Below are 22,374 nucleotides of genomic sequence, written 5' to 3' on the forward strand. Positions count from 1 at the left end.
CTGTTGTCAGGGCGATTTCGGCTTTTTATCTCCGGCTTGTACAGCCCCTATTTTTAAAGCGTGATGTCGTTCTGTTGCGTGAAGATTTCGCCTGGCGCTTTCGGCCCTGGCTCCTTCCGAAAGCAACAACAGGTAGATCAATGACACAGAGACAGGAGCACACGATGTTCAAGGATCGCATTCGTTCCCCCGAATTGGAAGGCAAAGTCATGACCGCTCAGGAGGCAGTCGCCTTCTTCAAAGACGGGATGAATGTCGGCATGAGCGGTTTCACCCGCGCTGGGGACTGTAAGGTCATGCCTCGTGCCTTGGCCGAGCGCGCCCAGACCGAGCAATTAAAACTGAATGTGGTTACCGGCGCTTCGCTGGGTAATGATAGCGACGGCATGATGGCCGAGGCCGGTGTTCTGGCTCGCCGCTCGCCGTTTCAAGTGGACTCGGTGCTACGCCGTCATATCAATGAAGGCAAGGTCCTGTTTACCGATCAGCACTTGTCCCTGACTGTAGAGCACATGCGCTCGGGTAACCTGCCTGCCATCGACATCGCTGTCATTGAAGCGGTTGCCATTACAGAAACCGGTGCAATTGTGCCGACGACGTCGGTGGGCAACTCGGCCAGCTTTGCCCAGCAAGCCAAGCAAATCATTGTTGAGCTGAACCTGAGCATGCCAGTGGAAATGGAAGGCTTGCACGATATCTATGTGCCCGAGGCTCGCCCCAACCGTCAGCCTATTGAACTGACGGATGTGGACCAGCGTATTGGTACCACCGCCATTCAGGTGGATCCTTCCCGCATCGTGGGTATTGTGGTGACCGACGCTTTGGACAGCCCCTCCAGCGTGCTGCCACCTGATGAAGAAACCCAGGCAATTGCCGGTCACATTATTGAATTCCTGAAAGGCGAAGTAGACGCTGGCCGTATGAGCCATTCCTTGCTGCCCTTGCAGGTGGGAATCGGTACGATTGCCAATGCCGTCACTTACGGCCTGCTGGATTCTCCCTTCACCGACCTGAAGATGTACTCGGAAGTCTTGCAGGACAGCGCGATTGCCATGCTGGACTCCGGCCAGCTGAGCTTTGCCTCGGCTTCGTCCTTGACGCTGTCTGCTCCCAAGATGGCGCAGTTCCTGGAAGGCCTGGAAAACTACCGCGACAAGCTGGTGCTGCGTCCACAGGAAATTAGCAATCACCCTGAGCTGGTGCGTCGTCTGGGCATTATTGCGATCAACACCGCCCTGGAATTTGATATCTACGGCAACGTGAACTCCACGCACGTCTGTGGCACCCACATGATGAATGGCATTGGCGGTTCCGGCGACTTCGCCCGTAATGCGCACCTGTCCATTTTTGTCAGCAAGTCCGTTGCCAAGGACGGCGCCATCTCGAGTGTGGTGCCTATGGTGTCGCACGTAGACCACTGCGAGCATGATGTGGCCGTGCTGGTCTCCGAATGGGGCCTGGCTGATTTGCGCGGTTTGGCTCCTCGTGAACGGGCTCGCGTCATCATCGAAAAATGTGCTCACCCCGACTATCGTCCTGCCTTGCTGGACTATCTTGAGCGCGCCAGCCAACGTGGTGGCCACACGCCCCACATCCTGGAAGAGGCCTTGTCCTGGCACGTTCGTTTCCAGCAAGAAGGCACCATGAAACAGGAGCAGTTCCAGACCCAGGAACTAGCGACTGCGTAGTCCATCAGGTCCGGTAATGCGTAGCCGAGTCAGTCCGGCAGCGTAGACCTTACAAATTGACCTGATCGCCCCTGGCATTCCACCCGTGCCAGGGGCATTTTTTTAGCGCTAAAATTGCGGATTCTGCTGCGTTTAGCGAGGCCGGCGTGTTCGAACAAATCGGTATTGTCAATTTCTGGGCCTTTGTGGTGGGTACGGTGTTTATCGTGCTTTTGCCCGGACCCAATTCTTTATACGTCCTGGCCAGTGGCGCCGGACATGGCGTGCGCGAAGGCTATAAAGCAGCCTTGGGCGTGGTCGTGGGCGACGGCATTTTGATGACGCTGACGGCCCTGGGCGCTGCCTCGCTGCTCAAGACGCTGCCCATGTTGTATATGGGCATACGCTGGCTGGGTGCGGCCTATTTGCTGTATTTGGGTGTGCGGCTGTTACAGTCGGCCTTCAGGCAAGGTGGCCCGGTTCAGTCTGTGGACACGCGCTTGCGTCACGAGACCCGCTTTCGCAAGGCCTTGCTCCTGAGTTTGTTGAACCCCAAGGCCATCTTGTTCTTCCTGTCCTTCTTCGTGCAATTTGTGGACCCGTCCAAAGGTCACACGGGCCTGGCCTTTATGTTGCTGGGCCTGGTGGTGGAACTGATCAGCATTTGTTATTTGTCTTTGCTGATTTTTGGCGGAGATCGCCTGGCAGGAATTTTCCGACGCCATCAGCGTCTGTCCCGGATGGGCAATGGCTCGGTGGGGCTGCTGTTCATGGGCTTTGCCGCCCGTATGATCAGCGACTAAGCCAGTTGCTTCAGAGCGCAGCAGTTCTGACAGCACTTATTTATCAGTTTTAAGGAAAACACCATGAGTAGCAAAATCCGTGTCGGTATTGCAGGTTACGGCAATTTAGGGCGAGGCGTAGAGCTGGCCCTGGCACAAAACCCGGACATGGAGCTGGTCAGCGTTTTTACTCGTCGTGACCCTGCTTCCCTGCGTCTGCAAAGTGCAGGCGTGCCCGTGCGCGCCCTGGACCAGATCGAACAGTATCGCAATGATATTGACGTGCTGATTCTCTGTGGTGGCTCTAAAAATGACTTGCCCGAACAAGGCCCGGCCTTGGCCCGCTGGTTCACAACTGTAGACAGCTTTGATACCCACGCCCGTATCCCTGAGTACTACGAAGCCGTGGATGCCGCCGCCAAAGGCGCAGGCACGACCGCCTTGATCGCGGTGGGTTGGGATCCAGGCCTGTTCTCGCTGAATCGCTTGTATGGCGAGTGTGTCTTGCCTGTTGGCCAGACGTACACCTTCTGGGGCAAGGGCTTGAGTCAAGGTCACTCCGATGCCATCCGCCGTGTGGCCGGTGTAGCCGGTGGTGTGCAATACACCTTGCCTATCGAAGCAGCGGTACAGCGTGTGCGCAACGGGGAGCAGCCCGAGCTGAGCACACGTGAAAAACACAAGCGTCAGTGCTTTGTGGTCCTGGAAGAGGGCGCCAGCGCCGACGCCGTACGTGAAGCCATTGTGACCATGCCCGATTACTTCGCGGACTACGACACGGAAGTCAACTTCATTGACGCTGAAACCCTGGCACGCGATCACGCGGCCATGCCACACGGTGGTTTTGTGATTCGTAGCGGTCAGTCCGGCGCGGGTTCGCAACAAGTGGTTGAATACGCCTTGAACCTGGGCAGCAACCCGGAATTTACCTCCAGTGTGCTGGTTGCCTATGCGCGTGCGGCTTACCGCATGAACCAGCAAGGTCAAATCGGTGCCCAGTCCGTGTTGGACGTGGCTCCTGGCCTGTTGTCGCCTAAATCGCCTGCGCAACTGCGTAAAGAACTGCTGTAAATCCTGGTTTCAGGCTGCGGCCCGGCTCAGCTTGCCTGAGTCGGGCCGCAGGTCTTGCTGGTTTGCGCACAAATGATTCAGTCGGTCAATAAAGGGTAAAATAGCGCCCATTCCTCACTAAATTGAGTGTTCTCATGCGCTTATTGATCGCACTGCTCCTGCCCTGGTTGGTCTTTTTCACGATCGGTCGGCCTGTAGCGGGTATTATTTGCCTGATTTTGCAGTTGACCGTCATTGGATGGATACCGGCCGCTATTTGGGCGGTATATTCTCTTAGCCAATACAAAACTGACAAGAAAATCGAGCAAGCCCTGGGCAAGCGTTAAGCCCTAGGTTTTCCTTCCTTTTTGCACGTCTGAGCAGGCCATGATGCGCTTGCTCGGGCGTTTTATACTTTTTTGCTGATACAGCCATGACCCTATCGTCTCCCGTGGGCCATTCTTCTGAGTCCGGTGAGCAAACGGTATCCGTAGACCCCAAGGCTGTGCCACGCCTGGAACTTCGCAATATCACCAAGGCCTATCCGGCGGTGGTAGCCAACGACAATATTTCCCTCTCTATTCTGCCGGGGCAGATTCATGCCGTGCTGGGGGAGAATGGCGCGGGTAAATCCACCTTGATGAAGATCATCTACGGTGTGGTCAAACCCGATCAGGGCCAGATTCTGTGGGACGGCCAGCCCGTCCAGATCAGCAGTCCGGCGGCGGCCCGACAGTTGGGCATCGGTATGGTGTTCCAGCATTTTTCTTTGTTTGACACCCTGACTGTCACGGAAAACATTGCATTGGGTCTGCCTGCTTCGACCAATATGCAGGAGCTGGCTGGTCGAATTAGTGAAACGGCCAGTCAATATGGTCTGGATCTGGACCCCCAACGTCATATCCATACGTTGTCCGTGGGCGAGTGCCAGCGGGTTGAAATTGTGCGTGCCTTGCTGGGCAAGCCCAAGCTGCTGATTCTGGATGAGCCAACCTCGGTATTGACCCCACAGGCAGTACGCCGCTTGTTTGGCACTTTGCGTCAACTGGCTGCTGAGGGTTGCAGCATTGTCTATATCAGCCACAAGCTCGATGAAATCCGTGAGCTGTGCAATGCCTGTACGGTCATGCGTATGGGCAAGGTCACCGGCTATTGCGACCCTCGCGAAGAAACCACGGCCAGCCTGTCGCGCCTGATGATTGGCGCCGAGCCTCAGTCTCTGGGTGAGCGCAGCATGCAACAAGGCGGGACGCTCTTGCAGGTGCGTAATCTGCAGTTAAGCAAATCCCATCCTTTTGCCTGTGAATTGCAGGATGTCAGTTTTGATCTGCACCAGGGCGAAATTCTGGGAGTAGCCGGTATTTCCGGTAATGGTCAGCAGGAGTTGCTGGCTGCCTTGTCAGGTGAAGATACCCGCGCACGGGCAGACATGATTTTGCTGGATGGTCAGGCGATTGCCCAACGCGATGCGGCTTGGCGACGAGATCAGGGCATGGGCTTCGTACCTGAAGAACGCTTGGGACGCGGTGCTGTGCCGGAATTGTCATTGGCTCAGAACCTGCTGCTGTCTCATCAGAACCCGGAAACGGTGAAGCGCGGTTTTCTGCGTTTTCCCAGCATTCGCCGTCTGGCAGGCGGGATTATCAAGCGTTTCCGCGTCAAGACTTCCAACGAGCAGGCCGCAGCCAACAGCCTGTCAGGCGGGAATCTGCAAAAGTACATTATTGGCCGCGAGGTCACCCGTCAGCCTCGTATTCTGGTGATTGCCCAGCCCACCTGGGGGGTGGACGTAGGGGCTGCCGCCCAGATCCACGCCGAGCTGCTGGCCCTGCGCGATGCGGGCTGTGCCTTGCTGGTCATTTCTGAAGAGCTGGATGAATTGTTTGCGATTGCCGATCGCCTGATTGTTATCTCCAAAGGTCGTATGTCTCCCTCTATTCCCGTGGCGCAAGCCAGTATTGATCAGATTGGGCAATGGATGAGCGGTTTGTGGGAGGAGGGTGAACATGCTCAGGCTTGAGACTCGTGCCACGCCCTCTACCTTGATGGCCTGGTGCTCCCCTTTGCTGGCTGTCTTGCTGACCATGGTGGTCGCCGGAACCTTGTTCTGGTCGCTGGGCAAGAATCCTCTGGCGGGTTTGAACGTATTTTTTCTGGAGCCTTTGCGTGACCTGAATGGTTGGGCCGAGGTGGGCGTCAAACTGGTGCCTTTGCTGCTGATCTCGGTCGGTCTGGCCATCTGTTTCAGAGCCAATATTTTCAACATCGGGGCGGAAGGGCAGTTGGTGATGGGCGCCTTGGCAGCCGGGGCCTTTATTCTGCACGTGGACGATGGTGATAACGGTGGTTTTTTCCTGATTACCGTGGCTTTGGCCTGCGGCATGCTGGGCGGCATGGCCTGGGCTGCTATTGTGGCTTTTCTGAAAGATCGCTTCAATGCCAACGAGATTCTGGTGTCCCTGATGCTGGTCTATGTGGCCCAGCACTTGCTCAGCTATCTGGTACACGGTGCCTTGCGCGATCCCGATGGCTTTGGTTTTCCGCAGTCCAGCCTGTTCTCGGACGGCTTTTTGTTACCCGCGGTCTTGCCCGGCACGCGCTTGCATAGCGGTATTGTGCTGGCCGTGATCGCTTCGGTGGCGGCCTGGCTTTTCCTGACACGCAGCATGGCCGGTTTTCGCTTGCGCGTGGGGGGTATGGCCCCATTGGCTGCTCGTTACGCCGGTTTTTCCTCCCGTAAAGCCTTGTGGAGTTCCTTGCTGATTTCGGGGGCATTGGCCGGTCTGGCTGGTGCAGCAGAAGTCATGGGCCCGGTTGGGCAACTGACCCCTTCGATTTCTCCCGGCTATGGTTTTGCGGCCATTATTGTGGCCTTTGTGGGGCGACTGCACCCGCTGGGACTGATTTTTTCCTCTTTTGTGATGTCCTTGCTCTATATCGGTGGGGAATTGGCCCAAAGTCGTTTGGGCTTGCCCAATGCGATTACTGGCATTTTCCAGGGCATCCTCTTGTTTTCCTTGTTGGCTTGTGACGTGCTCATCACCAAGCGTTTGGTCTGGAGAAAGTAATGGACGCGATTGCACCTTTGCTCGCCGCAACCATCAACGCAGGCACCCCTTTGCTCCTGGCAGCCTTGGGTTTGCTGATTAATGAAAAGTCGGGCGTCATCAATCTGGGCTCGGAAGGCATGATGCTGATGGCGGCCATTGTGGGCTTTGCGGTGGCCGTGCAAACCGGCAGCCCTGCTTTGGGCTTTGTGCTGGGCGCGGTGGTTGGCATGGTCATGGCAGCCGCCTTTGCCTGGCTGACCGTCTGGCTGGGCGCGAATCAGGTGGCTTGTGGTTTGGCCCTGTCCTTATTCGGGGTAGGGGCCTCGGCCTATATTGGCTTGCCCTTTACTGGCAACTCCCTGGTCGTGACCAAGCTGTCCATTCCCGTGCTGAAAGATATTCCCCTGATCGGGCCTGCTTTTTTCCAGCAGCATTACATGGTCTATGTGTCCTGGGTGCTGTGTATTGCCGTGGCCTGGTTCCTGACTCGTACCCGTTCCGGTCTGGTGCTGCGCGCGGTGGGTGAATCGCCTGCCTCGGCGCACTCGCTGGGCTACAACGTGCGCTACATTCGCCTGGGTGCCTTGATGTTTGGTGGTGCCTGCTGCGGTCTGGCCGGTGCCTTCATCTGTCTGGTTTACACGCCCATGTGGGTCGAGAATATGGTTGCCGGGCGCGGCTGGATTGCGTTGGCGCTGACGACGTTTGCGACCTGGCGTCCCTGGCGCGTCATGCTGGGCGCTTACTTGTTTGGTGGTGTCACGATCCTGACCTATCATGCGCAGGCTCTGGGTGTTCCGGTAGCCTCGCAATTGCTGGCCATGATGCCGTATCTGGCCACGATTATTGTGCTGGTTTTAATTTCCCGAAACGCTAACTGGATCAGGTTGAATATGCCTGCATCGCTTGGCAAAAACTTCAATCCCAACAACTAGAGGACTGACATGACTGGAAACTTTATGCGCAAGGCTCTTTTGGCCGCTGCAATCGCTTCCCCCCTGGCCGCCTTGCCTGTGTCCGCTCAGGCAAACGATCAAGAACCCCTGAAAATCGGTTTTGTGTATGTCAGCCCTATCGGTGAAGCCGGTTGGACCTGGCAGCAAGACATTGGCCGTCGTGAAATGGAAGAGGCCCTGAAAGGCCGCGTGGTCACTCAGTACGTAGAAAACGTGCCTGAAGGTGCAGACGCAGAGCGCGTCATTCGCGATCTGGCTCAGCAAGGCAACAAGCTGATCTTCACCACTTCGTTTGGCTACATGAACCAGACGCAGAAAGTGGCCAAGCAGTTTCCGGACGTGAAGTTCGTGCACTCTACCGGCTACAAGACGGCTCCTAACGTGGCCACCACTAACGCCCGTTTCTACGAGTCCCGTTACCTGGCTGGCGTATTGGCTGGCAAGATGACCAAGTCCAATGTGGTCGGTTACGTGGGTGCTCACCCCATTCCTGAAGTACTGCAAGGCATCAACGCCTTTGCCATCGGTTTGAAGAGCGTGAACCCCGAAGCCCAAGTGCGCGTGGTTTGGGCCAATAGCTGGTACGACCCAGGTAAAGAGCGTGACGCAGCGGTCACGCTGCTGGGGCAGGGCGCGGACGTGGTGACTCACCACACCGACTCCACCGCCACCGTGCAAGCGGCTGAAGAAGCTGGCAAGTACGCGATTGCCTACCACTCCGACATGAGCAAGTTCGGTCCTAAAGCTCAACTGGCTGCCGTGACCCACCACTGGGGTGATTACTTCACTCGCAAAGCCACTGAAGTTTTGGATGGCAAATGGCAGAACGACAGCACCTGGGGTGGTCTGAAGTCCGGTATGGCTGCTTTGGAAGGCTTCGGTCCTGAAGTGCCGGCTGACGTGAAAGAGTTCGTTCTGGCCAAACAGGCCGAGATCGTGGCTGGCACACTGCAACCTTTTGCCGCTCCTATCAAGGACAACGATGGCAAGGTGCGTCTGGAATCCGGTTTCCTGGATGACGATGCCTTGAACCGCATGGACTACTACGTGGAAGGCGTGGCGAGCAAACTGCCCAAGCAGTAAGCTGCCCAGCAGTCTGTAGATAAACAAAGCCCCTTGTCGGACTTTCCGACAAGGGGCTTTGTTATAGGTGACCGGTGTAGCTTTTCAGGCTGCTGTTGGGATCAAGCCCGAGCTTGTTCGGTGTTTGTTCCGGGGCTGGTTTGTCATCCGTTCAGGAAGACAAAGCTGACGCACAGAGCTGCAATACAGAGTCGCCATGCAAAATTGATCTATGGAACCGACCTCAGAATTATGCTGCCTGTGCAGGCCGCTTGCGGCCCAAGCGTGTCGATGCCCGCATCCAGCGCAGCGTCATCAGCACGGCAACTACGGACAAACCTGTCACCAGCCCGATCCAGATTCCCATCCCGCCCATATTGAACTGGAAGGCCAACAAAGAGCCCGTAGGAACGCCCAGCACCCAATACCCTAGCAAGGCCAGCAGCATGGGTATGCGCGTGTCATGCAGGCCGCGTAGCATCCCTGCAGCCACGGCCTGAGCACCATCACTGATCTGAAACAGCGCCGCCAGCGCCAGGAAGGTAATGGCCAACTGAATAACGGCCTGGTTTTCGGCGACATCCAGATCCAGAAACAGGCCAATCAGGGTCAAGGGGGCGAACCAGAATACCAGAGCCGCCAGCCCCATGAAGCCCACCCCCAGAATGTAGGAAATCCAGCCGGCGCGGCGGGCACCCAAAGGATCGACCCGGCCTGCAGCCAGCCCCACACGGATAGTGGCAACCTGACTGAAGCCCAAAGGAATCATGTAGGACACCGAGCAGATCTGCATGGCAATCGCGTGTGCGGCCAGATCAGATTGCCCCAGTACGCCCATCATCATGACGGCGGCGTAAAACACCAGGGTTTCCAGGGTGAAGGTAATCGCAATGGGGATGCCCAGCGCCCACATTTTCCACAGACGCTTCACACTCCACTGCCAGGCATCGTTGAACAGGTAGTAGCGTCGGAAGCGCGGATCGCGCAGTACCACCCAGCTCAAACCTGCGAACATGAAGATGCTGGACAAGGTGGTGGCCAGACCTGCGCCTGCCAGTCCCATGGCGGGCATGCCCAGATTGCCAAAGACCAGGAGCCAGCCCAGCACGGCATTGATACCGATCGCGGTAATGGCCACCGCCAAAGTCCATCCCGGCTTTTCCATGGCGGCCAAGAAGGAGCGCAGCACGATGTAACCCAGATAGGGCAGCAAAGCCCATTGCAGGGTGTGCATATAGGTCACCGAGCGCGCCGCGACAACGGGGTCCTGGCCCATCATCAGCAAGATATGCTCGGCATTCCACAACACAATCCAGGCAGGCAGGGTAATCAGTAAAGCCGTCAGAAAGCCGTGACGGATGATTTGCTGGGATTCGCGTACATTGCGCAGTCGTCGGCCCAGCGTTGTGGCCAGCATGGGAACGACAGCGGACACCAGCCCCATGCTGAAAATCATGAAGGCCTGATACAGACTGGCGGACAGTGAACCGGCAGCCAGCTCATCAGGGCCCAGTCGGCCCATGTAAATCAGGTTGGTTGCCAACAGGCTGACTTGAGCCAGGTTGGTCAGAATCAGGGGGCCGCCCAATCGCAGGGAGGATTGCAGCTCCGCCAACCAGAGCTGGCTCGGGCTGGTAGTTTGAGACTTTGCAAACATGGTTTATTTGGCGCGAGGCAGGGACCAGGTGCTGATAACTTGTGCGACTGCCGGGCCACCGTTGGCCGGTTCCAGCAGCACATCGCCCGCGCAGGTACGGCCGGTCTTGTGAATCCGGGCATGAGCCAGAATATCGCCGGGAGGGGCCTTGCGCAGGAAATTGATGGTCAGGCTGGAGGTGACAGCATCGGGGTTGCCCGTGGCTCCGACTACAGCGGCATACAAGGCCAGATCAGCCAGCCCCATCAGCATGGGGCCTGCCACCATGCCGCCCATGCGCTGGTGGGCATTGCGTTCGGGCAAGCGCAAACAGGCGTTGTCGTGGCCTATGTGGACAACATCAATACCCAAAACGGCGGCAAAGGGATGCAGACGCTCTAGAAGATCACGAAACTGAACAATATCGATTTTAGGCTCGGGTGCAGAGTGTGTGCTGGTCATGACGTCGTCACTGAAAAGAAGGCCGTTGTAAGAAGGGCATACTGGCTGGTACTGTATCAGATCGTCCCGCGTATCGGGGTAGTTCGGCGCCCGGCTGTTCAGGGCTGGACCCATTCCAATCGATCAACAAGAAGCGAGGAGCATCATGAAACGCAGCGCAATTGTGTTTGCCTTGAGTTTGCTGGCATCAACCGGCACCGTGATGGCACAGGGGCATGGAGGCCATGGTCATGGCACGCCCGAACCGGTACGCGCCTTGAGCACGCAGGTCCATGCCAGCCAATGCTGGGTGCGCATGATGCCCGAGCCAACCCCTTCCGCCGCCTATCTGGAACTGGAGAACAAGGGTGAGCAGTCCGTAGCCGTGACAGGAGCCAGCTCATTGTCCTTTGGGCATGTGATGTTGCATCAAACTAGCGAGAGCGAGGGGATGGCGCGCATGTCGCATGTCTCCGAGGTGGAGATCCCGGCAGGGGGAACATTGAGTCTGAAGCCGGGGGCTTTCCACGTGATGCTGGGTCAGGCCAAAGAAGACTTGGCCCTGGGGGAGCGCATCATCTTGAGCATTCATCTGTCGGACGATACTCAGGTCCAAGCCGAGTGCGAGTTGCGACCTGCCAAGACACAGGCTTATTAGACGTAATTAGCGTTTGGATAGAGACCGGGAGTTGGCCGCTGCATGCGGCCAGTTTTGCATTGGGCTTCAGGCTTGCAGCGCGTCCAGCACTGCCTGGTTGAACGCCTTGGGATTGGCCAGATTCATACCGTGGGCAGCCAGCGGAATGCGGTGCATCTGATCCTCGCGTCGGTGCTGACGAATGATGTCCATGCAATGGTGATAGCGTGTGGGGCTGTTTTCGCCTGTGATGAAACTTAAGGGCGCCTTCATCTGCTTGAGCCACTCCAGATCCGGACCTTGATTGGGCTCTTGCTGCTGATCCAACATGGTGTGGGCGTTGTCCTGAATCATCTCGCGGAACCAGCGTGTCATTTGCTTCCAGGTCCCCGAGCCATTGACCGTATCCACAAACAAAGCCATGGCACCATCGCGGTCGCCCTGTTCCAGGCGTTCGGCCACTTGCTGGAACAAGGGAGCATAGGAGTAGGCACCGGGAGTCGGAAAGCCGGGATCCGCCAGGGTCAGGCTGGCCACCTGCTCGGGCATTCTTTGAGCCAGCAGCAGGGCTACATGACCACCGCGAGAGTGCCCCACGATATGCACTTTCTCATCAGGAATATGCTGATCCAGCAGGGCCTGCAGGTCCTGGGCGTGTTGCGCCGTACTGAAGTGGCCGGGGCTGGGTGCTCCGGGCCAGTAGGAGCGCAGGCTGGGAGCCAGAACCCGATACTGGGTAGCAAAGGCGGGGATCTGCCAGCGCCAGTAGCGCCAGTCGCACAGGGAACCGTGGATCAGCAAAACGGGTGCGCCTTGTCCCTGATCCACAAAGGTGTGGCGATAGCCTTGCGCGGTCAGTTCAAGCGTGGAGAAATCGGCAAAAGGGTTTGTCATGGCAAGCAGTAGAGGTCAGGCAAGGATGGGCCACCTGAAAAAAACAGACCGGGTCTGAACCCGGTCCTTGTGGCACTGCGCGCTGGGTGATTATTCCAGCAATTTCAAGCGGCTGCGCGCGGTCTCGGCTGCCTCGGATTGTGGGTAGTCCTTGACGATACGCTGCAAGGTGGTTTTGGCACCGCTCAGATCGTTCAGTTCGATCTGGCTGGAGGCTGTCACCATCAGGGCATCAGCCGCGCGTGGGCTTTGTGGGGAGGCCTTCACAAAAGCCTGGAGTTTCTGAATGGAGGTCTTGAAGCTTTTGACAGCGTACAGGCTGCTGCCTTCGTAAAAGCGCACTTCGTCAGCCAGAACGCTGGATGGGTAGGCGGCCAGAAAGCCGGCAAAGGCATCGGCGGCGGGCTTGTATTGGCCAGCGCGGTAAGCGTCCATGGCACTATCAAAGACGGCTTGTTCTTGTGGGTCGGCGGCATGAGGGCTTTGCTGGCCGGGAGCCGGGCTATTGGCCTGGCCTTGGCCGCTGGCTTGCCAGCTCAGTTTTTCTACCTGGCCGCGCAGCGACACCACCTCGGAGCGCAGGGTATCAATTTGATCAGCCAATTGCAGGCGAGCCTGGGTGTTTTGCTCGTTCATCTGACGAATTTGCTGCCGCAGCTCCAAAATGGCGCGTCGGGCCTCGTCATCGGCAAAGGCCTTGGCCGGCAGGCTGGCGAACAGGGCGGCCGTAGCGAACAGGGTAACGGTCGCGAGACGAAAAGGCTTTTTATAAGCGTGCATAGTGAAGTCCGTTAAAAAATGTGCATCCGCAATGCGCAGGCTCCTCACCTGCCGGTTTCCCCTCTGTCGGGGGCTGTGGTCTGGGGGCTTTGTGCCGGCCTGGCGAGCCCGCTGTCCAGCATAACGAATTTTCAGTGGATCGGGCACAGCGCCGATAAAAAACGCCGCGGCGTTAACAACCGCCACGGCGTCGGAACCACTTGGTCGATGCAGAAATTATCGTTGGTAAACGATGTCTGCGCGACGGTTTTCAGCGTAATCAGCTTCGGTGTTACCCAATGCTTTTGGACGCTCTTTACCAAAGCTCACAGCTTCGATCTGGCTGTTGCTTACGCCCAGCAGACCCAGCATGCGTGCCACGGCGTCGGAACGACGCTGACCCAGAGCCAAGTTGTACTCGGCACCACCGCGCTCGTCGGTATTACCTTCGATGCGTACGGTTTGCTGAGGATGGCTGCTCAGGTACGAAGCGTGCATTTCTACCAGGCCACGGTACTGGTCGTTAACCACGTAGCTGTCGTAGTCAAAGAACACCGAGCGTTGTTGTGCCAGTGGGCTTTGAGGGTTGAAGGGGTCCATGATCTGGCCTGCGCTGGCAGAGTCCGATCCTGTACCGCCGGTTGAACCGGAGCCAGATTGATCCAGAGGAACCGAGCTGCAAGCAGCAAGGGCGGCAGCCATAACGGCGAGGGTAAGACTTTTAAGAATGCGCGAGCTCATTTGAATTCCTTTTGAAAAAGAGTCACACAGGATGTCAGTTGGTAAATGGTCCCCAGGTGGGTTCGCGTACTTTGCCATTCAAAGACGAGAGGGTCTGACGAACGCGACCGTCCACGGATGTCACAGCTAGGACACTGCGGCCCCCCTGAACAGAACTATATAAGATCTGCATCCCATTAGGGGCGAAACTCGGAGACTGATCGTCGGGACCTGTCGTCAGCAGTTGCTCAGCTCCTGATGCCATATCTTGAGTGGCAATTCGGAAAGCACCGTTTCTGCGTGTGACGTATACAAGCCTAGTACCGTCTGCAGAGACCTCCGGTGAAATATTGTAACTCCCGTTGAAGGTAATGCGCTGTGCATCGTCACCACCCAGGCTTACTTTGTAAATATTGGGAGCGCCACCACGATCGCTCACAAATACAAGGGAGTTGCCATCGGGCATAAAACTCGGTTCAGTATCGATCAAGGGAGAACGCATCACGCGGCGCAATCCGGAGCCGTCCGTATTTAGCGTGTAAATCTGCGAAATACCGTCTCTGGAGAGCACAACAGCGACCTGATTGCCGTTGGGAGCCCATGCTGGACTACTGTTATTACCCTTGAAATTAGCTAACGGTTCGCGGTGACCGGTGGCCAAAGTTTGCACATATACAACAGGTTTGTCGTTTTCGAAGCTCACATAAGCCAGCTTTTTACCGTCAGGAGACCAGGCTGGGGAGATGATTGAGTGTCGAGAACGCAACATTACTTGCGGATTTTGCCCGTCCGCGTCAGCAATTTGTAACTCGTAGTTGTTGCCTGTTTGCAACACGTAGGCCAGTCGAGTCGAAAAAACACCGCGCACGCCGGTAATTTTTTCATAAATCCGGTCTGCAATCTGGTGGGAAATACGGCGCAGTTCTTTTTCACTGCCCGCAAAAGCCACCCCATCCAGTTGTGTTTGACGGACCGAATCCACCAGGCGATAGCTGATGGAATATTGGCCGCCGGTCTGGGCAACCGAACCATAGGCCAGGTAATCGGCACCGCGATTGCGCCATTCGTCGTAGGCAATCGTGCTTTCTGCATTCAGACCAGCACCAGTGGCATTGATCAATTGGAATTGACCCGAACGGGTCAGGTCGGCACGGATAACTTCAGCTAGCGATTGGCTGGCTGGGTTGTCAGCAAAATCGGCGATCGCGATGGGGTACTGGGTAGCACCCACACCCGATATATCGACCCGCAGTTGGGCCTGGGCCGGTTGGCTGGCGAACATGCCAGCGGCCAGGGCAAACGCTCCAGTGGCCGTGGCGCGCCAATGACGACCTAAGGTCGCCAGGGCTGGGGTAGCGGCGGTCATTATGCAATCTCCTGATTAATCGAACATGCGGTATTCGCCATCAATATACGATGGATACTGCCCGCTAGGCGGTTTGGGGAAAGGGCTGCAACGGGCAAGACCCTTGGATACGGCATCATCGAACTGCGCGATGCCGGACGATCGTTTGATTTGAACGCGGTTAGGCGTGCCATCGGCATTCAGGTCCACGCGGTACTGCAGTGCAGGGTTGCCACGTACTTCAGAGCGGGCAGGGGTGCTGTAGACCACGCCAGGCTGCACGCAAGCGCGCACCTTGGCGGCATAGCCACCATCACCACCACCGCCTCCGGCCTGGTTGCGGTCTGCTGTACCACCGGGACGTCCGGGGGCACCTTCACGCATGGCACGGCGGAATGCTTCTTCCTTGGCCTTGCGCTCGGCATCGGCACGGGCTTTGGCGGCGGCCTCGGCACGGGCTTTACGTTCCGCGTCTGCTTTGGCTTTAGCTTCGGCATCCGCCTTGGCTTTGGCTTCTGCATCGGCTTTGGCCTTGCGTTCGGCATCGGCCTTGGCTTTCGCGTCGGCTTCTGCTTTAGCCTTGCGCTCTGCGTCTGCCTTGGCTTTGGCTTCAGCTTCAGCTTTTTCCTTGCGTTCCTGTTCCTGCTTTTCCTTTTGTTCGCGTTCGCGACGTTCAGCAGCTAGCTTGTCCTGACGCTGTTTCTCCTGACGCTCCTGTTCCAGCTTTTCTTCACGCTCTTTTTTCTCGCGTTCCTTGCGAGCCTGCTCCAGGGCGATTTCGGGATCAACCTCAGGTTCAGCAGGAGGGGTGACCTTTTCAGGCTCTGGAGGCGGCTTGGGAGCCGGAGCCGGTTCAGGTTTGGGCTCGGGCTTGGGTTCTGGCTCTGGAGCCGGTTCAGGCTCAGGCTGCGGCTCGGGTTCGGCCTCGGGGGCTTCGGGATCAGCATTGACGGCCGCATCGGGTGCGACACCGTCCATCCACAATTCGACCTGCACCGCATTGGGGGTCTTGGGCGCAGAAAAAAGGGCTCCCGCCAAAATGGCGAGCAGCAACAGCCCGTGCAGACCCAGGGCGATGAGCAAGCCGCGCCGATCTTCCTTTTGCTCAGGCGAGCGCAGCGCCTGATTGCGGGTATTGCGTGTTCTGTGCTTCATTCAGTTCAGGTTTTTCGCGCCGGACGGCGAGCACGCTATCCGGCCAGAGGTTATTTGCGAGCGTCAGGATCGCTGTTGCGATCGACGATCAGACCCAGGCGGTTAATGCCATTGGAGCGCAGTTCATCCATCAAGCCCATGACGGTCTCGTAGGGAACCTTGCCGTCGGCGGCAATGACAACCGGGCTGTCGGCCTCCATACGCGAGCGCACTTCATTGAGCAGTGTGGACTTTTCGATGTTCATGAACTCGGAGCCCGCATCGCGCAAGCGAATGGCCAGTTTGCCGTCCTTATCAACCTGGATTTCCACCGGCTTGGCAGGCACTTCGGAGGCTTGGCCTACCGAAGGCAATTCCACCAGACCGGGGGTAATCATGGGAGCAGTGACCATGAAGATCACCAGCAGCACCAGCATCACGTCGATATAAGGGACGACGTTGATTTCATTTTTCATGCGCCGGCCGTGACGGCCGGTGCTTCCACGCATCGATGGCATCAGTTCACCTGCCGCTGCAAGATGTTCAGGAATTCGTCGATAAAGCTGTCAAAGCGGATCGAGATACGATCGAGCTCGTTGGTAAAGCGGTTGTAGGCAACCACGGCAGGGATAGCGGCAAACAGACCGATAGCTGTGGCGATCAGGGCTTCGGCGATACCGGGAGCCACCGAGGCCAGTGTGGCCTGCTGCATGCCGGACAAACCGATAAAGGCGTGCATGATCCCCCAGACGGTACCCAGCAGCCCGATGTATGGGCTGACCGAACCGGCAGAGGCCAGGAAGTTCAGGTGTGTTTCCAGTGTGTCCATTTCGCGCTGGTAGCTGGCGCGCATGGCACGGCGTGGACCGTCCAGCAGGGCTGGGCCCGAGCTCTGGCTGCGACGGGCCTTGATGAATTCGGTCATGCCGGCTTCAAAAATACGGGCCAGTGCACCGTGTTCGGCGCGACGCGAGGAAATGGATTGCTGAAGCACGGCCAGATCGCCACCTGCCCAGAAGTCGTCCTCAAAGCGGCGGGTCTGTTCCAGCGTGCGTTTAAGTGCAGCCCGTTTACTGAAAATATAGGCCCACGAGAGAATCGAGATTCCCAACAGAATCAGCATGACAAGCTGAACGGGAATACTGGCATCGAGAAGTAGCGAAATCAGCGACAGGTCGCTAGTAGCTTGCATGGTCAGTCCTGAACCTTTTCCAAGAGGGTACGTAAATCAGAGTCCAGCTTGCTTGGACGAAGCGTGTTGGCGTCAACGCAAACAATTTGGATGGTGCTTTGGCATAACAGTTCCTCACCTCGCAGGGCACCTTGTTCGAAATGGATGGTAGCCGAACCCAGCTGGGTAATACGGCTGCGCACCGAGATCAAATCATCGAGCCGGGCAGGTTTGAGATATTGTATTTCAACCTTCTTGACTACGAACAGGCGTTGATTCTGCTCGGCCACATCGGATTGGTTTACGCCCAGGTTCCTGAGCCATTCTGTGCGCGCACGCTCAAAGAATTTCAGGTAGTTGGCGTAATATACGATCCCCCCAGCGTCGGTGTCTTCGTAATATACGCGAATATCAAGCCGAGCCTGGGTGTCCCACTTGTCATTAAGCATGTCGTTCGTAAAAGAGTTTATGTTGACGGGCAGGGCATGGCGCACGGCCAGCCCTGCTTGGAGTCCTTACAGCGTGGCCAAACGCTCCAGGCTGACCTGGGCAATCTGGTCCACCGGCACGTTGGTGCTGCTGGCGTCACGGCGTGCCTGCATTTCAACCATGCCTTCTTTCAGGCCGCGCTCGCCAATGGTAATGCGCAGTGGCACACCAATCAGCTCCCAGTCGGCAAACATGATGCCGGGGCGGGCGTCGCGGTCGTCCAGAATGACATCCACACCTTGCTCTTTGAGCTGGGTGTACAGATCAGTAGCAGTCTGACGCACAGCATCGCTTTTGGTAAAGCCGATCGGGCAGATCACCACTTCGAAAGGAGCCAGGGCACGAGGCCAGATCATGCCGCGTTCGTCGTGGTTTTGTTCAATGGCAGCAGCGGCAATACGGCTGACGCCAATGCCATAACAACCCATTTGCATGACAGCCGGTTTACCATCAGTTTCCAAAAAGGTGGCGTTCAGCTTCTTGGAGTAGACATCGCCCAGGAAGAAAACGTGACCCACTTCAATGCCGCGCTGGATGGCCAGCTTGCCGCCTTCGGGTGCTGGGTCGCCGTGAACCACGTTGCGCAGGTCTGCCTTGATGGGCTCGGGCAGGTCACGACCCCAGTTCACGCCCGTGTAGTGGAAGCCTTCTTCGTTGGCACCGCACACAAAGTCGCTCATGTTGGCTACGGTCAGGTCGGCAATCACTTGCACAGGCTGACGGGTGCCGATCGGACCTAGGTAACCGGGCTTGCAGCCAAAGGTGGCCACAATTTCCTCTTCCGTGGCCAGACGGTGGCCTTTTTCAAAGCCGGCCAGCTTGGAAACCTTGATGTCGTTGACTTCATGGTCGCCACGAACCAGCAGCAGGTGGACGGTGCTCTTGGTCTTGCCGTCTTCTTCGACGTCCGTTGCCAGCACAACCGACTTGACGGTTTGGCTCAGGTCACAGCCCAGGAATTGGGCCACCAGTTCACACTTGGGGGCATCAGGCGTGGCGGTCTTGACCAGGGCTTGGCCAGGAGCGGCACGCTCGGCCAGCAGGCAAGGGGCGGGAGCCAGCTCGATATTGGCAGCGTAGTCGGTGTCAGGGTTGTAAACCAGCAAGTCTTCGCCGGTATCGGCAATCACCTGGAATTCATGGCTGCGCGAACCGCCAATGGAGCCGGTATCAGCGGCCACGGCACGGAAGTTCAAGCCCAGGCGCCCAAAGATGCGCATGTAGGCGTCGTACATATTGTCGTAGCTGGCTTGGGCGTCTTCGGCATTGCGGTCGAAGGAGTAAGCATCCTTCATGGTGAATTCGCGGCCACGCATCAAGCCAAAGCGGGGACGGCGCTCGTCACGGAATTTGGTTTGAATGTGGTAGAAGTTGATGGGCAACTGGCGCCAGCTGTGGATTTCGTTGCGGGCAATGTCCGTGATCACTTCTTCGGAGGTAGGCTGCAGCACGAAGTCGCGCTGGTGGCGATCCTTGATTCGCAGCAGTTCGTCACCATATTTTTCCCAACGGCCCGACTCTACCCAGAGTTCGGCAGGCTGGACGACTGGCATCAGCAGCTCAATGGCGCCGGAGCGGTCCATTTCCTGACGGATGATGTTTTCAATCTTGCGCAGCACGCGCAGGCCCATTGGCATATAGGTATAGATACCGCCGGCGGCTTTACGGATCATGCCGGCGCGCGTCATGAGCTGGTGGCTGGCAACTTCGGCCTCGGTAGGCGCTTCTTTCAGGGTATTAATGTGATACTGGCTAGCATGCATGGTAGGGAACTCGTCAGGTACGTATAATCAGATCTAATTGTATTGAATTCGTTAGAGGTGGCCTATGTTAGATCGTGAAGGCTACCGTCCTAATGTCGGAATTATCCTCGTTAATCGCAAGAACGAGGTTTTTTGGGGCAAGCGTATTCGGGAACATGCCTGGCAGTTCCCGCAAGGCGGTATTAAATACGGTGAAACACCCGTACAAGCGATGTACCGCGAACTGCATGAAGAAGTGGGCTTGCTGCCTGAGCATATCCGTATATTAGGCCGGACGCGAGATTGGCTTCGCTACAACGTGCCCAATCATTTTGTACGTCGGGAGGCGCGTGGCCATTACAAGGGCCAGAAACAAATCTGGTTCCTGTTGCGGCTGGTAGGGCGAGACAGTGATGTCTGCCTGCGTTCCTCGTCGACGCCGGAGTTTGATGCATGGCGCTGGAGTCAATATTGGGTGCCACTTGATTCAGTGATTGAGTTCAAGCGGGAAGTCTATCAGCAAGCGCTGAACGAGCTGTCGGATATTTTGTTCCGACGACGGCAGGAAAATCGTTATTTACGTCAGCGCCTGCAAAGCGCAGTTGATGCCGATACCTTAGATAGCAGGGATCATGCGCATATTATTGGTTGAAGATGAGCGGGAAATGGCCGCATGGCTGGAGCGGGCCTTGGCGCAAAGTGGTTTTTTGCCCGATCCCGCTCATGACGCTCGCTCGGCAGAAGTACTGTTGGCGGCCCATGAGTATGATGCGGTCGTGATGGATTTGCGCCTGCCCGACAAACACGGGCTGGTGCTTTTGCGCGAGATGCGCGAACGCGGCGATCACACTCCTGTGCTGATTCTGACCGCTCAAGGTGCCTTGCAGGATCGCGTTCGTGGTCTGAATCTGGGTGCCGATGATTTCCTGACCAAACCCTTTGCCCTGGAAGAGCTGGAAGCTCGCCTGGCGGCACTGGTACGGCGTAGCCGTGGCCGTGTGGCCCCGGTGGTCAGCTGTGGCTCTTTGGAATACAACCCTGAGAGCCGAGCATTCCTGCTGGACAATGCCATTGTGCATTTGACGCCGCGTGAACATGCGGCCTTGCTGGTTCTGATCAGCCGCTCTGGCATGCCTGTAGAAAAGTCTCAGCTATTTGCCCGAGTATTCGAGCACGATAGCGATGCCAGCCCTGATGCTATCGAGGTTGTCCTGCATCGCTTGCGCAAGAAACTGGCCAATAGCGATGTGCACATCGTGACGGTGCGTGGTCTGGGCTACATGCTGGAAGTGCTTGAGGCGGAATCCGGCGTTTCATGACGGCCCCTTCTCCACCCCCCGCCAATGCCTGGCAAGGCAGTTTGCGCTTTTGGCTGCTGGTACTGCTGATACCGGGGGTGGTGGCTTTACTGCTTTACGACAGCTGGGAAGACTACCTGGCCATGAACGCGGTCACGGAAAATGTCTACGACAGCGCCTTGCTGGAACCGGCCAAAGTGCTGGAGACCAGCGTGGAGTTCAATACTGACGGCAGTTTGCGTATTGATCCGCCTTTTTATGCGCAGGTCATGCTGGAATCCCGACCGGGTAATCGCAAGTATTTCCGCGTCGAAGAAATCACCCCTTTGGTGCGTAACCTGGGCGGTGTTGATGCCAATCAGTTAAAAGGGCGCACCTTGCTGGGGATGGAAGGGCTGCCGCGTCCTTCCAATCTGGCCGACCATGAAGGCGTGCCGGTTTTCTACGATTCGTATTTCCGCAATGACACCGTGCGCATGGTGGCCTTGTGGCGGGACCTGCACTACAAAGGCCAGCACAGGCAGGTTCTGGTCATGGTGGGCGAAAGCCTGGATTTGCGGTTGCGCACCCAGCAAGAAGCCTGGCGCGAAGGTATTTTCCGCAATTTGCGCATGTTGCTGCTGGCTGTGGCGTTGGTGTGGTTTGCCGTAGCGTGGGCCTTGCGCCCCCTGCAGGCCTTGCGACAGGAAGTGCGTAACCGTAGCGTGGACGACTTGCAGCCTTTGGACGAGCGTGATGTTCCTCGTGAAGTAGTGCCTTTGGTGCGTTCGGTCAATCACCATATTGAGTTGTATCGTTCCGTGCTGGATCGGCAGGCCCAGTTTCTGGCCGACGCCTCGCATCAATTACGCACCCCTTTGGCGATCATTCATACCCAGGCCCAATACGCTCGCCGTGAACCGGATATCGAGCGTGTACGCGAATCCCTGGGGGCGATCATCAAGCAATTGGGGCAGGCCACTCGCCTGACCGAGCAGTTGTTGGCTCTGGCTCATGCCAGCCATACCACCACCATGAGCCAGGGGCAGGTTGACCTGGCCAGTCTGGGGCGTGAGGTGGTGCTGCAATATCTGCCTTTGGCCCGTGAGCATCGTCAGGATCTGGGCTGGATCGGGCCAGGAGAAGAGGGCGAGCAGGCACCTTTGTGGGTGTATGCCAGCGATGCCGAGATCCATGAGTCCGTTTCCAACCTGATTCACAACGCCATCAATCACGCTGGTAGTGGCAGTGCAATTACGGTTTCTGCCGGGCATGACGACAAGCTGGCCTGGATCAGCGTCACCGACAACGGCATGGGCTTGGCTGCCAGTTTGCGTGAAAGCGTATTTGTACGTTTTGACCGGGGCGGCCCGGCACGCAAGGGTGGACGGGGTTCTGGCTCCGGGCTGGGTCTGGCCATTGCGCTGGCTTACGCCGAGCGCAATGGCGGCACGATTGTGCTGACCGATGGGGAGCCCAACGATATGGGCGGCTACGGTTTGAAGGCGACGCTACGCTTGCCCTTGCTGCAGTCCGAAGCGCCTAAACCAGAAAACACGTGA

General features: G+C 57.2%; 23 protein-coding genes. 12 read left to right on the forward strand and 11 right to left on the reverse strand.

Going from position 1 to position 22,374, the window contains the following annotated elements:
* Window positions 1-164 precede the first annotated feature (164 nt).
* The 8 genes from M2Q46_RS16300 (at window position 165) to M2Q46_RS16335 (ending at window position 8,588) form a co-directional block, all read left to right on the forward strand.
* Window positions 165-1,688 (forward strand): acetyl-CoA hydrolase/transferase family protein, encoded by a 1,524-nt coding sequence (locus tag M2Q46_RS16300; protein ID WP_060186617.1) that lies wholly within the window; start codon window positions 165-167, stop codon window positions 1,686-1,688.
* Between the two features lie 146 nt (window positions 1,689-1,834).
* Window positions 1,835-2,470: a leucine efflux protein LeuE gene (leuE, locus tag M2Q46_RS16305; protein WP_026485490.1), complete on the forward strand. Its 636-nt coding sequence runs from the start codon at window positions 1,835-1,837 to the stop codon at window positions 2,468-2,470.
* Window positions 2,471-2,533: 63 nt separating this feature from the next.
* Window positions 2,534-3,520: a diaminopimelate dehydrogenase gene (locus M2Q46_RS16310; protein WP_009454851.1), complete on the forward strand. Its 987-nt coding sequence runs from the start codon at window positions 2,534-2,536 to the stop codon at window positions 3,518-3,520.
* Between the two features lie 134 nt (window positions 3,521-3,654).
* Window positions 3,655-3,846, forward strand: coding sequence for a YqaE/Pmp3 family membrane protein (locus M2Q46_RS16315; protein WP_009454854.1), 192 nt, complete (start codon window positions 3,655-3,657; stop codon window positions 3,844-3,846).
* 86 nt (window positions 3,847-3,932) lie between these two features.
* Complete coding sequence (locus M2Q46_RS16320; protein ID WP_302357635.1) at window positions 3,933-5,519, forward strand: ABC transporter ATP-binding protein; 1,587 nt, start codon at window positions 3,933-3,935, stop codon at window positions 5,517-5,519.
* Window positions 5,506-6,567, forward strand: a complete 1,062-nt coding sequence (locus tag M2Q46_RS16325) for an ABC transporter permease (RefSeq protein ID WP_009454858.1) — start codon at window positions 5,506-5,508, stop codon at window positions 6,565-6,567. Before M2Q46_RS16320 ends, M2Q46_RS16325 begins: the two co-directional genes overlap by 14 nt.
* Complete coding sequence (locus M2Q46_RS16330; RefSeq protein WP_009454860.1) at window positions 6,567-7,484, forward strand: ABC transporter permease; 918 nt, start codon at window positions 6,567-6,569, stop codon at window positions 7,482-7,484. The genes M2Q46_RS16325 and M2Q46_RS16330 overlap by 1 nt, the downstream gene beginning before the upstream one ends.
* Window positions 7,485-7,508: 24 nt before the next feature.
* Complete coding sequence (locus M2Q46_RS16335) at window positions 7,509-8,588, forward strand: BMP family ABC transporter substrate-binding protein (RefSeq protein ID WP_009454862.1); 1,080 nt, start codon at window positions 7,509-7,511, stop codon at window positions 8,586-8,588.
* 229 nt (window positions 8,589-8,817) lie between these two features.
* On the opposite strand, the gene M2Q46_RS16340 is transcribed toward M2Q46_RS16335, so the two are convergent.
* The gene (locus M2Q46_RS16340; RefSeq protein ID WP_035273323.1) at window positions 8,818-10,224 is read right to left on the reverse strand and encodes an MATE family efflux transporter; all 1,407 of its coding nucleotides are present in this window, start codon (window positions 10,222-10,224) and stop codon (window positions 8,818-8,820) included.
* Between the two features lie 3 nt (window positions 10,225-10,227).
* Window positions 10,228-10,665 carry a PaaI family thioesterase gene (locus tag M2Q46_RS16345; protein ID WP_035273402.1) on the reverse strand — a complete coding sequence of 146 codons (438 nt, stop codon included), beginning with the start codon at window positions 10,663-10,665 and terminating at the stop codon, window positions 10,228-10,230.
* Between the two features lie 145 nt (window positions 10,666-10,810).
* Between M2Q46_RS16345 and M2Q46_RS16350 the strand changes: the two genes are divergently transcribed.
* Window positions 10,811-11,302: a copper chaperone PCu(A)C gene (locus M2Q46_RS16350; protein WP_257724172.1), complete on the forward strand. Its 492-nt coding sequence runs from the start codon at window positions 10,811-10,813 to the stop codon at window positions 11,300-11,302.
* A 66-nt stretch (window positions 11,303-11,368) separates the two neighbouring features.
* On the opposite strand, the gene M2Q46_RS16355 is transcribed toward M2Q46_RS16350, so the two are convergent.
* From M2Q46_RS16355 to M2Q46_RS16395, 9 genes are all read right to left on the reverse strand, one after another.
* Window positions 11,369-12,175, reverse strand: coding sequence for an alpha/beta fold hydrolase (locus tag M2Q46_RS16355; RefSeq protein ID WP_035273317.1), 807 nt, complete (start codon window positions 12,173-12,175; stop codon window positions 11,369-11,371).
* Between the two features lie 90 nt (window positions 12,176-12,265).
* On the reverse strand, window positions 12,266-12,955 hold the full coding sequence (gene ybgF / locus M2Q46_RS16360) for a tol-pal system protein YbgF (RefSeq protein ID WP_254002203.1): 690 nt from the start codon (window positions 12,953-12,955) through the stop codon (window positions 12,266-12,268).
* Window positions 12,956-13,171: 216 nt separating this feature from the next.
* Window positions 13,172-13,675 (reverse strand): peptidoglycan-associated lipoprotein Pal, encoded by a 504-nt coding sequence (gene pal / locus M2Q46_RS16365; RefSeq protein WP_009454878.1) that lies wholly within the window; start codon window positions 13,673-13,675, stop codon window positions 13,172-13,174.
* A 34-nt stretch (window positions 13,676-13,709) separates the two neighbouring features.
* Window positions 13,710-14,936, reverse strand: coding sequence for a Tol-Pal system beta propeller repeat protein TolB (gene tolB, locus M2Q46_RS16370; RefSeq protein ID WP_223254118.1), 1,227 nt, complete (start codon window positions 14,934-14,936; stop codon window positions 13,710-13,712).
* 99 nt (window positions 14,937-15,035) lie between these two features.
* Window positions 15,036-16,154, reverse strand: coding sequence for a cell envelope integrity protein TolA (gene tolA / locus M2Q46_RS16375; RefSeq protein WP_257112305.1), 1,119 nt, complete (start codon window positions 16,152-16,154; stop codon window positions 15,036-15,038).
* Window positions 16,155-16,204: 50 nt separating this feature from the next.
* The gene (gene tolR, locus M2Q46_RS16380; RefSeq protein ID WP_035273311.1) at window positions 16,205-16,651 is read right to left on the reverse strand and encodes a protein TolR; all 447 of its coding nucleotides are present in this window, start codon (window positions 16,649-16,651) and stop codon (window positions 16,205-16,207) included.
* Window positions 16,651-17,325 (reverse strand): protein TolQ, encoded by a 675-nt coding sequence (gene tolQ, locus M2Q46_RS16385; protein ID WP_009454887.1) that lies wholly within the window; start codon window positions 17,323-17,325, stop codon window positions 16,651-16,653. The genes tolR and tolQ overlap by 1 nt, the downstream gene beginning before the upstream one ends.
* A gap of 2 nt (window positions 17,326-17,327) precedes the next feature.
* Window positions 17,328-17,753, reverse strand: a complete 426-nt coding sequence (gene ybgC / locus M2Q46_RS16390; RefSeq protein WP_035273401.1) for a tol-pal system-associated acyl-CoA thioesterase — start codon at window positions 17,751-17,753, stop codon at window positions 17,328-17,330.
* Between the two features lie 66 nt (window positions 17,754-17,819).
* Complete coding sequence (locus M2Q46_RS16395) at window positions 17,820-19,556, reverse strand: proline--tRNA ligase (protein ID WP_060186622.1); 1,737 nt, start codon at window positions 19,554-19,556, stop codon at window positions 17,820-17,822.
* Window positions 19,557-19,620: 64 nt separating this feature from the next.
* On the opposite strand from M2Q46_RS16395, the gene M2Q46_RS16400 reads away from it, so the two are divergent.
* The 3 genes from M2Q46_RS16400 to M2Q46_RS16410 are packed head-to-tail and all read left to right on the forward strand — an operon-like array spanning window position 19,621 to window position 22,374.
* Window positions 19,621-20,187 carry an RNA pyrophosphohydrolase gene (locus M2Q46_RS16400; protein ID WP_009454891.1) on the forward strand — a complete coding sequence of 189 codons (567 nt, stop codon included), beginning with the start codon at window positions 19,621-19,623 and terminating at the stop codon, window positions 20,185-20,187.
* Window positions 20,168-20,854, forward strand: a complete 687-nt coding sequence (locus M2Q46_RS16405) for a response regulator (RefSeq protein ID WP_022983208.1) — start codon at window positions 20,168-20,170, stop codon at window positions 20,852-20,854. The genes M2Q46_RS16400 and M2Q46_RS16405 overlap by 20 nt, the downstream gene beginning before the upstream one ends.
* On the forward strand, window positions 20,851-22,374 hold the full coding sequence (locus M2Q46_RS16410) for a sensor histidine kinase (RefSeq protein WP_137431226.1): 1,524 nt from the start codon (window positions 20,851-20,853) through the stop codon (window positions 22,372-22,374). The genes M2Q46_RS16405 and M2Q46_RS16410 overlap by 4 nt, the downstream gene beginning before the upstream one ends.

This window comes from Alcaligenes sp. YSL9, from assembly GCF_030515105.1.
GTDB lineage: Bacteria > Pseudomonadota > Gammaproteobacteria > Burkholderiales > Burkholderiaceae_B > Alcaligenes > Alcaligenes phenolicus.